This is a genomic window from Mycobacterium sp. E1715, assembly GCF_001667625.1.
GTDB lineage: Bacteria > Actinomycetota > Actinomycetes > Mycobacteriales > Mycobacteriaceae > Mycobacterium.
In genome coordinates this window covers 1-11996 of the sequence record NZ_LZJJ01000283.1, presented here as the reverse complement: position 1 = coordinate 11996, position 11996 = coordinate 1, and the positions used below count along the sequence as shown (strand labels likewise).

Below are 11996 nucleotides of genomic sequence, written 5' to 3'. Positions count from 1 at the left end.
GGAACGGGCCCGCCGGCGCCGCGTCCCGCCCCGCCCGGGCAACCGATGTATGCGGGCGGCGGGCGCGCGCCGGCCGCGCCGCCGCCGCCCAACTTCCCGCCGCCGCAGCCCAAGATCGCCGGGGTGGCGTCGCCGCAGACCGAGCTGAGCCGCTCGGCCGCCAAGCCGCCCGAGGTGGCCAACCTGGCGACGAAGATGTTCCAGGCGCTCATGCCGTCGCGGTCCGGGGCGCTGCAGAAGCCCTCCGGCGCGCTGACGATCGGCCGGGCCACCGACAACGACGTCGTCATCCAGGACGTCCTCGCGTCCCGCCATCACGCGTTCCTGACCCAGACGCCGCTGGGCACCGAGATCCGCGACGCGCACAGCGTCAACGGGACCTTCGTGAACGGCGTGCGGGTCGGGTCCGCGGTGCTGACCGAGGGCGACGTGGTCACCATCGGCAACGTCGACCTGGTGTTCACCCGGGGCGAGTTGCTGCGGCGCACGGAGGCCGCGACCCGTTCCGGCGGCCTGGAGGTCAACTCCGTTTGCTTCACCGTCGACCAGAACAAGCAACTGCTCGACCACATCACGCTGACCGCGAGGCCCGGCACGCTGACGGCCATCATCGGCGGCTCGGGTGCCGGCAAGACCACGCTGTCGCGGGTGATCGTGGGCTACACCAGCCCCACGTCGGGCTCGGTGACCTTCGAAGGCCACGACATCCACGCCGAGTACGCGACCATGCGCAGCAGGATCGGGATGGTTCCGCAGGACGACGTCGTGCACCGGCAGTTGACCGTCAACCAGGCCCTGAACTACGCCGCCGAGCTGCGGTTGCCGCCCGACACCAGCAAGGCCGAGCGGGCTCAGGTCGTCGCCCAGGTCCTCGAAGAACTGGACATGACCAAGCACGCCGAGACCCGGGTCGACAAGCTGTCCGGTGGCCAGCGCAAGCGGGCCTCGGTGGCCCTCGAGCTGCTCACCCAGCCGTCCCTGCTGCTCCTCGACGAGCCGACGTCCGGTCTGGACCCGGCGCTGGACCGTCAGGTCATGCTGATGCTGCGCCAGCTCGCCGACGCCGGCCGCACGGTGTTGGTGGTGACCCACTCGGTCTCGTACCTGGACGTCTGCGATCAGATCCTGCTGATCGCGCCGGGCGGCAAGACCGCCTTCTGCGGCCCGCCCGACCAGGTCGAGGCGGCCATGGGCACCCGCAACTGGGCCGACATCTTCGCCAAGGTGGGCGCCGACCCGGACGAGGCCAACCGCCGGTTCAAGGAGCGCGATCAGCATTCGTCCCGGCCGCCCTCCCCGCAAAGCCCGGCCGACCTGGGCGAGCCGCCGAAGACCGACCTGTGGCGGCAGCTGTCCACGATCGCTCGCCGCCAGGTCCGCCTGGTCGTATCCGACCGCGGCTACACCATCTTCCTGGCGATCCTGCCGTTCCTCATCGGGGCGTTGTCGCTGACCGTGAAGGGCCCGCATCCCGGCCTTGGCCCGGCCGACCCGCTCGGCCCCGCGCCGACGCAGCCGCAGTACATCATGGTCCTGTTGAACATCGGCGCCGTCTTCATGGGCACCGCGCTGACCATTCGCGACCTGATCGGCGAGCGCCCGATCTTCCGGCGCGAGCAGGCCGTCGGCCTGTCCACCACCGCGTACCTGCTCGCCAAGATCGCGGTGTTCTGTGTCTTCGCGACGCTGCAGGCGGCGATCGCGACCATCATCGTGCGGCTGGGCAAGGGCGCGCCGACGGCGCACCCGCCATTCTTCGGGAACTCCACCTTCTCGCTGTTCGTCACGGTCGCCGGGACGTGCGTGGCTTCGGCGATGCTGGGCCTGCTGTTGTCGGCCTTGGCCCAGTCCAACGAACAGATCATGCCGCTGCTGGTGGTGTCGATCATGTCGCAGCTGGTGTTCTCCAGCGGCATGATCCCCGTCTACCAGCGCTTCGGCCTCGAGGAGCTCGCGTGGCTGACACCGGCCCGGTGGGGCTACGCCGCAGGTGCCTCGTCGATCGACTTTCCGTCGCTGGTCAAGGTCAAACAGATCCCGACCAACGACCCGATCTGGCAGCACTCGAAACACATCTTCGTGTTCGACATGGCGATGCTGGCGTTCCTGTCCGTCGCCTACACCGGCTTCGTGCGGTGGCACATCCGGCTGAAACGCTGAGATGACCCAAGCCGCCGGGCCCGTCCTGACCGTTCGATCCGACCGATCGAAGGGCAGCTTCGCGGCCGGCCGCGACGTCGTCGTCGGCAGCGACCTGCGGGCGGACCTGCGGGTCGCACACCCGCTGATCGCCCGCTCGCACCTGCTGCTGCGCTTCGATCGCGGCAAATGGATTGCGCTTGACAACAATTCGTTGAACGGGGTTTACGTCAACGGCCAGCGGGTGCCGCTGGTGGACATCGAAGACGGCCAGACCATCAACATCGGCAAGCCCGACGGTCCACGGATCACCTTCGAGATCGGCCACCACACAGGCAGCGTGGGCATGCTTCCGCCCACCACGGAGTCGATCCCGGTGATCACGCCGCCCAGCGACGCGCAGCCGCCGGGCTCGCCGTCGACCGGACCGCGACCGCAGGCCCCGCCGCGACAGCCCCCGGCCCAGCAGCCGCCCGCGCGCCCCTGGGCGGGCCCGCAGCGCACCACCGCCGTTCCCATCGTCCGGCCGGACGCCGCGACCCGGTCGGTGCCGCAATCTGGCGGGCGGCCCGACTTGAGTCCGCCCACCCAGATCGGCGTGAGCGGCCAGGTGGCGGAGTTCCCCACCACGCGGGTGAAGAATCTGGGCCCGGATTCCCACCGCCCGACCGAGCGGCCGGGGCGCGCCGCCTGGATCGGGCGGGCGCTCGACAACGACATCGTCATCCACGACGTGCTGGCGTCGCGCCATCACGCGTTCCTCACCACGACCCCGGCGGGCCCGGAGATCCGGGACGCCAACAGCAGCAATGGCACCTTCGTCAACGGCGTGAAGGCCGCGTCCGCCGTGCTGTCCGAGGGCGACGTGGTGACCATCGGCAACGTCGACCTGGTGTTCTCCGGCGGCATCCTGGTGCGCCGCCAGGAGGCGGCGACGCGCACCGGCGGCCTGGAGGTGAACGGCGTCGACTTCAGCGTCAACGGCAAGAACCTGCTCGAGAAGATCTCGTTGACGGGCCGGCCGGGCACACTGACCGCCCTCATCGGCGGGTCCGGCGCGGGCAAGACCACGCTGTCGCGGCTGATCGCCGGCTACGCGACGCCGACCTCCGGCGTGGTCACCTTCGAGGGCCACAACATCCACACCGAGTACGCGTCGCTGCGCACCCGGATCGGGATGGTGCCCCAGGACGACGTGGTGCACCGCCAGCTCACGGTGAACCAGGCGCTGGGTTACGCGGCCGAGCTGCGGTTGCCGCCCGACACCAGCAAGGCCGACCGCGAGCAGGTCGTCGCGCAGGTGCTCGACGAGCTGGGGCTGACCCAGCACGCGGAGACCCGCGTGGACAAGCTGTCGGGCGGGCAGCGCAAGCGCGCCTCGGTGGCCCTCGAGCTGCTGACCGGGCCGTCGCTGCTGATCCTCGACGAGCCGACGTCGGGCCTGGACCCGGCGCTGGATCTGCAGGTCATGACGATGCTGCGCCAGCTGGCCGACGCGGGCCGGGTGGTGCTGGTGGTCACTCACTCCCTGACCTACCTCGAGGTCTGCGACCAGGTGCTGCTGATGGCGCCCGGCGGCAAGACGGCGTTCCTCGGGCCGCCCGACCAGATCGGGGCGGCCATGGGGACCACGAACTGGGCGCAGATCTTCGCGAAGGTGGGCGCCGACCCGGACGAGGCCAACCGGCGCTTCCTGGCGCAGAACAAACCCGCGCCGCCCGCCCAGACGGAGGCGCCCGCCGACCTCGGCGCCCCGCCGCGCACCAGCCTGCGCCGCCAGTTCTCCACCATCGCCCGCCGCCAGGTCCGCCTCGTCGTCGCCGACCGCGCCTACTTCGTGTTCCTGGCGCTGCTGCCGTTCATCATGGGCGCGCTGTCGCTGACCGTTCCCGGCCACACGGGTTTCGGCTACGCCGACCCCACCAGCGAGTCCGCCGGCGAGGCCGGGACGATCCTGACCCTGCTCACCATGGCCGCGGCGTTCATGGGGACCGCGCTGACGATCCGCGACCTGATCGGGGAGCGCCCGATCTTCCGGCGCGAGCAGGCGGTCGGGCTGTCGACCACCGCGTACCTGTTGGCCAAGATCGCGGTGTTCTGCGTGTTCGCCGTTGTCCAGGCGGCGATCGCGACCGCGATCGTGGTGGTGGGCAAGGGCCCGCCGAAGCGGCCGGCCGTGCTGCTCGGGAACGCGACCCTGGAACTGTTCGTCGCGGTCGCGGCGACCTGTGTGGCCGCGGCGATGCTGGGCCTGCTGCTGTCGGCGCTGGCGCGCTCCAACGAGCAGATCATGCCGCTGCTGGTGGTGTCACTGATGGCGCAGATGGTGCTGTCCGGCGGGATGGTGCCGGTCACCAACCGGATCTTCCTCGACCAGCTGTCCTGGGGGGTGCCCTCGCGGTGGGGGTACGCCGCGCAGGCGTCGACGGTCGACCTGTGGACCGTCGCGCCGGGCCCGCAGAGCCCGCGGGACAGCCACTTCCGGCACACCTCGGGCACCTGGCTGTTCGACATGGGGATGCTCGCGCTGCTGTCGGTCACCTACGCCGCCGTGGTGCGCTGGCGCATCCGGCTCAAGCAGTGACGTCAGCCGTCCAGGCGCAGGCCTTGCGCCGCCGCGAAGGCCACCGCCTGCCCGACGTCGACGCGGGCACCCGTCAGCGAGGCGGTCCGCCACAACGCGGGATCCACGGTCGCGCCGCGCAGGTCGGCGTCGTCCAGCCGCGCGCCCGTCGCCCGCGCACCGGACAGGTCGGCACCGCGTAGCACCGCCTTGCGCAGGTCGGCCTCCACCAGGCTGGCCTCTCGCAGCCGGCAGCCACTCAGGTCGACGCCCCGCAGGTCGTTACCGCCCAGCACCGCGAGCGTGAAGTCGACCTCGTCGAAGGAGATCGGCCGCATCCGGCACTGCACGAACACCGAACCCAGCATGCTGCACTGCGCAAAGGTGCTGTGCCACAACGAGGTTCGCCGGAAGGTGCAATTGCGAAACGCCGACCCGCGGTGTCGGGACTCGGCCAGGTTGGCGCCGCTGAAGTCGCACTCGTCGAACACGGCCCGCTCGGTGTCCAGCCGGCTGAGGTCCTCGTCGGTGAAGTCGTGGCCGGTGAGTTCCTTGTCGGCCCACCGCTCGGTCAATTCGCCGTCAGGCTGGCCAGTGCGTATTCGCTCACCGCGATCAGCGCGTCGGTCGCCGACCGGCGATCCCGTGCATCGACCGTGATCACCGGGATGTGCGCCGGCAGGGTGAGCGCCTCGCGCACCTCGGCGACGGGATAGCGCGGCGCGCCGTCGAATTCGTTGACCGCGATCAGGAACGGCAGGTTGCGGTGCTCGAAGAAGTCGACTGCGGCGAAGCTGTCCTCCAGGCGCCGGCAGTCCACCAGCACGATCGCCCCGATGGCCCCGCGCACCAGGTCGTCCCACATGAACCAGAACCGGCGCTGACCCGGCGTGCCGAACAGGTAGAGCACCAGGTCCTCGTCCAGGGTGATCCGGCCGAAGTCCATCGCGACGGTGGTGGTCCGCTTGTCCGGGGTGGCCTCCAGCGCGTCGACGGCGGTCGAGGCGTCGGTGAGCATCGCCTCGGTGCGCAACGGCATGATCTCCGACACCGCGCCGACGAACGTCGTCTTGCCTGCACCGAATCCGCCGGCGATGACGATCTTCGTCGAGGCGTGGGCGGGATCGGAGTACACCTCGGAGTGCGCCTCAGAGTGCCTTAAGGCCACGCAGCGTCCTTCCTATCAGTTCGTGGCGCTCATCTCTGGTCGAACGCTCGGACAACGTCCTATGCACCCGAAGGTAGCCGGACAAAACCAGATCGCCGACCAGGACGCGCGTGACACCGAGCGGCAGATCAAGCCGTGCGGAGATCTCGGCGACCGACGGGCTGCCGACGCACAGTTGAATGATCTTGCCTTTCGCGTCGTCGGGCGGCCACCGGTGAGCCAGCCCGGCCTGCAGCGTCTGGATCGGGGCTTCCACGGGAAGGTCGACGTCGGTGCCGGTCCGCCCGGACGTCAGGGTGTACGGGCGGACCAGGTTCCCTCGGCGTGCGGTCGGCTCAGCAAGGTGCCGGGGCTCGCGTTCGTCCATCGCGGCTCACGAGACGCCGGACCGGCGGGTGGACTGCACCACGCCCCCGACCCGTTCGACCAGGATGGCCATCTCGTAACCGATCTGACCGATGTCACACGACGTCGCGGCGAGCGTGGCCAGGTGCGAGCCGTCGCCGACGCGCATCAGCAGCAGGTAGCCGTTCTGCATCTCCACCACCGACTGCGCACCTGGCCACCCTCGAACAGCTGCGCGGCGCCGGTCGCCAAACTGGCCAGGCCGGAGGCGACCGCGGCCAGCTGGTCGGCGCGCTCGCGCGGGAGATGTTCGCTGGCGGCGATGGGCAGCCCGTCCACGGAGACCAGCAGCGCATGCGCCACGCCCGGGACCTCGCGGGCGAACCGCGTCACCAGCCAGTCCAGGGAGTTGTCGGGTGCGGTCATTCCTGCTCTGGCCCCTGGGTGTCGCGGGCGTGCACCCGGCCAGTGCGCACGCCGCCGAAGTGGCTGCTGAACGAGGCTCGCACCGCCTCGGGATCGCGGGCGGCGGCCGCGTGCTGCGGTTCGCGGCCGGAGTGCAGGCCGCCGTTGGGCTCTTGGCTCTCGTCCTCGTCGGGCCGGGCCGTCCCATTGGCGGCGCCGGGCACCAGCCGGGCACCGGGCGTACGGACCGGCAGGCCGTGCTCGGCGGTGCGCGACTCGACGGGCGTGTCCTCGGCCGCCGCGGCCAGCGTCCAGCCGCGGTCCCACACCGACTGCCAGTCCAGGTCGGGGCTGTTGACCAGGTCGTGCGGATCACCGAGCATCTCCGACAGCATCCGCCGGTAGATCACGTCGTCGTCAGCGGGAGCGGCTGCGCTCTTCGGCGCGGCCGGGATCGACGGGGCGGGCGCGCTCGGCGCCGGGCTCGGCGGCTTGTCGGCGGCCGCGGCCGGCTCGTCCGCCTCCCGCGACCGCGCGGCGAAGAACGCCGACGTGTCCGAAGCGCGGACGGGCTTCGGCTCCGGTTTGGCGTCCGGGGCGCTCGCCGGGGTCCCGCCCTCCCACCACGGTGTGGGCAGTTCGCGCCGCCGCGGCAGCGGCTCGGCGGGTTCGGCGGGCACCACGGTGATGCCGCTGGAACCGGGATTGCGGCGCGGCAGCAACGTGACCGGCGGCGCCGCGGCGGGGGCGTTGCGGGCCGGCTCGGGCCGGCGTTCCTCCTCGGGCGCGGCGACCGCGGCGGCGGGCTGCGCGCCGGGCGCCGAAACCGCCCGGATCCGGGCGACTCGGGCCTGCGGCGCCGAGCCCTCGAGAATCGTTGGGGGCAGGTAGATCTCGGCGGTGGTGCCCGAGCCTTCCTCGTTGGCCGCCGGGCCGCGCAGCCCCACCCGGATGCCGTGCCGGTCCGCGAGCCGGCCGACGACGAACAGGCCCATGTGGCGGGCGTTGTCGGGGCTGACCTCGCCGCCGGCCTGCAGCCGCATGTTGGCGATGCGCCGATCGGTGTCGTTCATGCCCAGGCCGGAGTCGGCGATCCGCACCACGACTCCGCCGTCGCCGCCGCGGGCCGCCGAGACGCGCACGGGCGTCGCGGGTGGCGAATAACGCAGGGCGTTGTCGATCAGCTCGGCGAACAGGTGGATGGCGCCGCCGGCGGCGGCGCCGATCAGCGTGCTGTTGTCGGGCAGCCCGGCGATCTCGACGCGGCGGTAGTCCTCGACCTCGGAGACCGCGGCGCCCAGCACCGTCGACAGCGGCACCGGGTCGCGCTGGTCGCGCGCGAGCTGCGCGCCCGCCAGCACCAGCAGGTTGGCGCTGTTGCGGCGCAGCCGGGCGGCGAGGTGGTCCAGCCGGAACAGGCTGTCCAGGCGCTCGGGATCCTCCTCGTTGCGCTCCAGCCGATCGATGAGTGACAGCTGCTGGTCGACCAGCGAGCGGCTGCGCCGCGACATGGTCTCGAACATGTCGTTGACCAGCAGCCGCAACCGGGCCTCGTCGCCGGCGAGCAGCAGGGCCTGGGTGTGCAATTCGTCGACCGCGTGGGCGACCTGGCCGATCTCCTCCGTGGTGTACACCGGCAGCGGCTGCGGCGTCGGCTCGGCGCCGCCCGCCTTGACCCGGGCGATCTCCTCCTCGAGGTCGGTGTGGGCCACCTTGAGGGCTCCGTCGCGCAGGACGCGCAGGGGCCGCACCAGCGCGCGGGCCACCAACAGCACCACGATCAGCGCGATCACGATGGCGGACAGCACCAGGACGGCGTCGAGGATGGCGGCATTGCGCCTGTCTGCGGCCTGGGCGTGCACGGTTTTCGTCACCGCCGCGGTGGCGTCCTTGACGATCTGGTCGGCGATGTCGTCGGTGGTCTGTATCGAGCGCAGCAGGTCGGCGTTGTCGACGAGGACGCTGGCCGGGTCGGACATGATCGCCATCCGGGTCACCAGCTGCTGCTGCAGCGTCTTGGCTTCGGGCGAGCCGGCGCCGAGGACCTCGCTCATCCCGAACAGGGTCGACGGCTCGGTTCCGGCCAGGGTGATCATCGAGGTCCGCAATTGCGGCTCGGGCAGGTCGGCGCCCCGGGTGACGAGGATCTTCTGCATCGTCATCTGCCCGCGGGCCCCGACGGCACGGCTCAGGCCCTGGGTCTGGGCGCGGACCTTCTCGTCGTCGACGCGGACCGACGCGTTGATGACGTCCTCGGCCGTCAGCAGGATCGGGGCGTAGAGGGTCACCCGCTCCCGCAAACCCAGGCCGTTGTCGGTCGCCTTGTTCACCAGCATCTGACCGCCGTCGAGCAGGTTGGTCACCCCCGACCGGACTTCGGGGCTGACGTCGGTGTCGCGCAGCCGGGTGTCCAGTTCGTATTTGCGCGCCTCGAAGTTCTTCTTGGCCCCCTCCACGTCGCGCCCGGTGCTGCCCGCCAGCAGGGCGACGTCGAGGGCCGACATGTATTTGGTGATCACGGGGACCACGTCGGCGCGGGCCGCGGCCAGCCGCAGCCCGGCCGAGTTCGCCATTGCACCCTGGATGCGCAGCCCGCCGAAGACCGTTGCCAGCACCAGCGGCACCAGCACGATCGCCAGGACCTTCCACCGGACCGGCCAGTTGCTGAGCGACCAGGCCGGTGGGCGTTTGGCCGGCGCCGACTCGGCGGCGCCGGGCGGCGGGGACTCGGGGACCGCCTCGGCAGGGGTGGCCGGGCGGGCGAACATGGTCACGTCGGCACGGCCGCGCGACCGGCCGCTGCGCTGATGCTCAGCGCTCGAGAAAACGAGAGGCTCATGAGACTTCCTGCTTTATCCACCCGTGCCACGCCAGATGGGCGCGAGCGCGTCAACGTGGCAATCCGACGAGTATGACAGCCCGCGGCCCAGGTCACCAGAATCCGTACTGAGCAGACAGGCCTCTCCAAGGTGCACCGGCGCGCGGGCCGACGATCCTGGCAAACCCGCTAGGCGTGGCGCAGGACGGCGACGAGGAAATCCGACTCATCGGTGAACGGGCGCAGGTCCCAGGTGGACAGCAGCAGGTCGGGCTCGAGCCCGGCGGCCGCCGCGTCGTCGAGGAACTCGGCGAATCCGTAGTCGCGGCCCGCGCCGAAGCCGATCGCCGCCCGACCGTCGTCCCCGAGGTGGGCCCGCAGCCGGCCCAGCACCCGGCGCCGCGTGCTCGGCGCCAGGAACGTCATCACGTTGCCGGCCGACACGATCACGTCGAACGGCTCGGCGATGCCGCGGGCGGGCAGGTCGAGCTCGGCGAGGTCGCCGACGAGCCAGCGCGGCCCGGGGTGATCCTGCTCGGCCGCTTCGATCAGCGCCGGGTCGACGTCGACGCCGACGACCTGGTGACCGGCGGCGGCCAGGTACCCGCCCAGCCGGCCGGGGCCGCAGCCGGCGTCGAGGATGCGGGCGCCGCGCGGGGCCATCGCGTCCACGAAGCGCGCCTCGCCGGCCAGATCGTCACCGGCGCGGGCCATGGCGCGGAACCGCTCGATGTACCAGTGCGAATGTCCCGGATCGGCAGCGACTTTCCGCATCCAGAGGCTCTGCTCGACCATGCGACCATTATCGCGTTGTGTTCAAGCTGATGTTCTTCTCCCCACGCATCGCCCCCAACACCGGCAACGCCATCCGGACGGCGGCGGCGACCGGATGCGAATTGCACCTGGTCGAGCCGATGGGCTTCGACATGTCCGAACCCAAGCTGCGGCGGGCCGGTCTGGACTATCACGACCTGGCGTCGGTGACGGTGCATCCGTCGCTGCCGGCCGCGTGGGAGGCGCTGTCGCCGGAGCGGGTGATCGCCTTCACCTCGCACGCGCCCACCTCGTTCGCCGACGTCCGCTACCGGCCGGGCGACGTCCTGTTGTTCGGTCCCGAGCCGACCGGACTGGACGCGGCGACGCTGGCCGACGAGCACATCACCGAGCAGGTGCGCATCCCGATGCTGGCGGGGCGGCGCTCGCTGAACCTGTCCAACGCCGCGGCCGTCGCCGTCTACGAGGCCTGGCGACAGCAGGGTTACCCGGGCGCGTTCTAGCGATGAGTTCTGCGACCGACGGGAGTCAGCATTGATATGCCTACCTTCATCACCATCGGTTACGGCGACGAGGCCGGATACCACCAGTTGAGCGCGCACCGCAGACACGCCGCGCACACCCGCGACGACGAACTCAGCGCGTCCGGCGCGCTCGTCGCCCGGGCCGGAAACCCCGTGCAGGTGCGCAACCCGGACGGCGCGGGCGTGCGGATCGAGCCGGGCCCCTTCCTCCGATCGGCTCTGCCGATCGCGGGATTCGCGGTCATCGAGGCCGACGATCTCGACACGGCGATCGAGCGCGTCAGCCAGACGCCGTGTGCGGTCGCGCACGGGGTCGTCGAGGTTTGGCCTCTGCAGACCTGACTACCAGGTGTTCCAGTGGGTGAGCTGCTCGGCGGGCAGCCGCTTGGCCGGGCGGAAGTCGGTGCCCTTGGTGTAGGCGATCGGGAACAGCCCGCCCTGGCTGTACTCGTCGTACGGGATGCCCACCACGTCTGCGACCTGCTTTTCACCGTCACCGAGCAGGTGCAGCGTCGTCCAGCACGACCCCAGCCCGCGGGAGCGCAGCGCCAGGCAGAAGCTCCACACCGCCGGGAACAGCGACGCCCAGAACGACACGCCGCCCAGCGGCTGCTTCTCCTCCCGGCCGAAGATGCAGGGAATCAACAACACCGGCGCCTCGTGCATGTGCTCGGCGAGGTAGGTCGCGGAGTCGCGCACCTTGCCCATCCGCTCCCCGCGGGTGTCCCCGTCGGCGTATTCGGGCGCGGGTGAGCTCAGGTAGGCCCGGGCGTTCTTCAGGTAGACGTCGGCGATCGCCTTCTTCTTGTCCGCGTCCTCGACGAACACCCACTGCCAACCCTGCGAATTGGATCCGGTGGGGGCCTGCAGCGCCAGGTCGAGGCATTCCATCAAGACGTCGCGTTCGACCGGCTTGTCGAAGTCCAGGCGTTTGCGGACCGAGCGGGTGGTGGTGAGGACTTCGTCGACGGACAGGTTGAGGGTCATGTGCTGGAGACTACCTGCGGGCCCATGAGCGGCGAACTGGCGCAAGAGGTTTCCGACGGGCCGGCGCCTCAGGCACCGAGCGTGAATCCACGGTGGGAATTGGGTCGAAATCCCGCAGCGGAGTGCACGTGCGGCGCCGTCGTCTCCGTCGCGCTCGGTCAGGTCAGGACGGGGGCGGCGGGGCCGGCTGGTCGGGCGGAATCGCCCCACCGCAACCACCCGGCGGTGTGGAGCTTCTGCCTGGCGCTGCGCTCCCGCGGGCTGGGGTCGTGC

At 71.1% G+C, this 11996-nt stretch carries 10 protein-coding genes and 2 pseudogenes; 5 read left to right on the top strand and 7 right to left on the bottom strand.

Features of this window, described 5'->3' with window-relative positions; translation table 11 throughout:
- Both A9X03_RS14395 and A9X03_RS14390 read left to right on the top strand, forming a co-directional pair.
- Window positions 1-2160, top strand: a 2160-nt coding sequence (locus A9X03_RS14395) for an ATP-binding cassette domain-containing protein (RefSeq protein WP_197696083.1), incomplete at its 5' end; no start/stop codon positions are given.
- A 1-nt stretch (window position 2161) separates the two neighbouring features.
- Complete coding sequence (locus A9X03_RS14390) at window positions 2162-4723, top strand: ATP-binding cassette domain-containing protein (protein WP_067887043.1); 2562 nt, start codon at window positions 2162-2164, stop codon at window positions 4721-4723.
- A gap of 2 nt (window positions 4724-4725) precedes the next feature.
- On the opposite strand, the gene A9X03_RS14385 is transcribed toward A9X03_RS14390, so the two are convergent.
- From A9X03_RS14385 to A9X03_RS14360, 6 genes and pseudogenes are all read right to left on the bottom strand, one after another.
- Complete coding sequence (locus A9X03_RS14385; RefSeq protein ID WP_067760333.1) at window positions 4726-5277, bottom strand: pentapeptide repeat-containing protein; 552 nt, start codon at window positions 5275-5277, stop codon at window positions 4726-4728.
- On the bottom strand, window positions 5274-5870 hold the full coding sequence (locus A9X03_RS14380; protein ID WP_067760335.1) for an ATP/GTP-binding protein: 597 nt from the start codon (window positions 5868-5870) through the stop codon (window positions 5274-5276). The genes A9X03_RS14385 and A9X03_RS14380 overlap by 4 nt, the downstream gene beginning before the upstream one ends.
- Window positions 5851-6237: a DUF742 domain-containing protein gene (locus A9X03_RS14375; protein WP_067760337.1), complete on the bottom strand. Its 387-nt coding sequence runs from the start codon at window positions 6235-6237 to the stop codon at window positions 5851-5853. The genes A9X03_RS14380 and A9X03_RS14375 overlap by 20 nt, the downstream gene beginning before the upstream one ends.
- 6 nt (window positions 6238-6243) lie before the next feature.
- A pseudogene (locus A9X03_RS14370) lies at window positions 6244-6641 on the bottom strand (serine protease inhibitor).
- Entirely contained in the window at window positions 6638-9388 is a 2751-nt protein-coding gene (locus tag A9X03_RS14365; protein WP_068261612.1) for a sensor histidine kinase, read from the bottom strand. The pseudogene A9X03_RS14370 and the gene A9X03_RS14365 overlap by 4 nt, the downstream one beginning before the upstream one ends.
- A 239-nt stretch (window positions 9389-9627) precedes the next feature.
- Window positions 9628-10233, bottom strand: a complete 606-nt coding sequence (locus tag A9X03_RS14360) for a bifunctional 2-polyprenyl-6-hydroxyphenol methylase/3-demethylubiquinol 3-O-methyltransferase UbiG (RefSeq protein WP_067759979.1) — start codon at window positions 10231-10233, stop codon at window positions 9628-9630.
- A gap of 17 nt (window positions 10234-10250) precedes the next feature.
- Here A9X03_RS14360 and A9X03_RS14355 point away from each other — a divergent pair, with 17 nt between their 5' ends.
- Both A9X03_RS14355 and A9X03_RS14350 read left to right on the top strand, forming a co-directional pair.
- Window positions 10251-10715 (top strand): tRNA (cytidine(34)-2'-O)-methyltransferase, encoded by a 465-nt coding sequence (locus A9X03_RS14355; protein ID WP_067759982.1) that lies wholly within the window; start codon window positions 10251-10253, stop codon window positions 10713-10715.
- Between the two features lie 36 nt (window positions 10716-10751).
- The gene (locus A9X03_RS14350; RefSeq protein WP_067759985.1) at window positions 10752-11078 is read left to right on the top strand and encodes a YciI family protein; all 327 of its coding nucleotides are present in this window, start codon (window positions 10752-10754) and stop codon (window positions 11076-11078) included.
- Here A9X03_RS14350 and A9X03_RS14345 read toward each other — a convergent pair whose 3' ends face one another.
- The gene (locus tag A9X03_RS14345) at window positions 11079-11723 is read right to left on the bottom strand and encodes a nitroreductase family protein (protein WP_067759988.1); all 645 of its coding nucleotides are present in this window, start codon (window positions 11721-11723) and stop codon (window positions 11079-11081) included.
- A 24-nt stretch (window positions 11724-11747) separates the two neighbouring features.
- On the opposite strand from A9X03_RS14345, the pseudogene A9X03_RS30270 reads away from it, so the two are divergent.
- Window positions 11748-11996 (top strand): annotated as a pseudogene (locus tag A9X03_RS30270) (hypothetical protein); the annotation flags it as partial.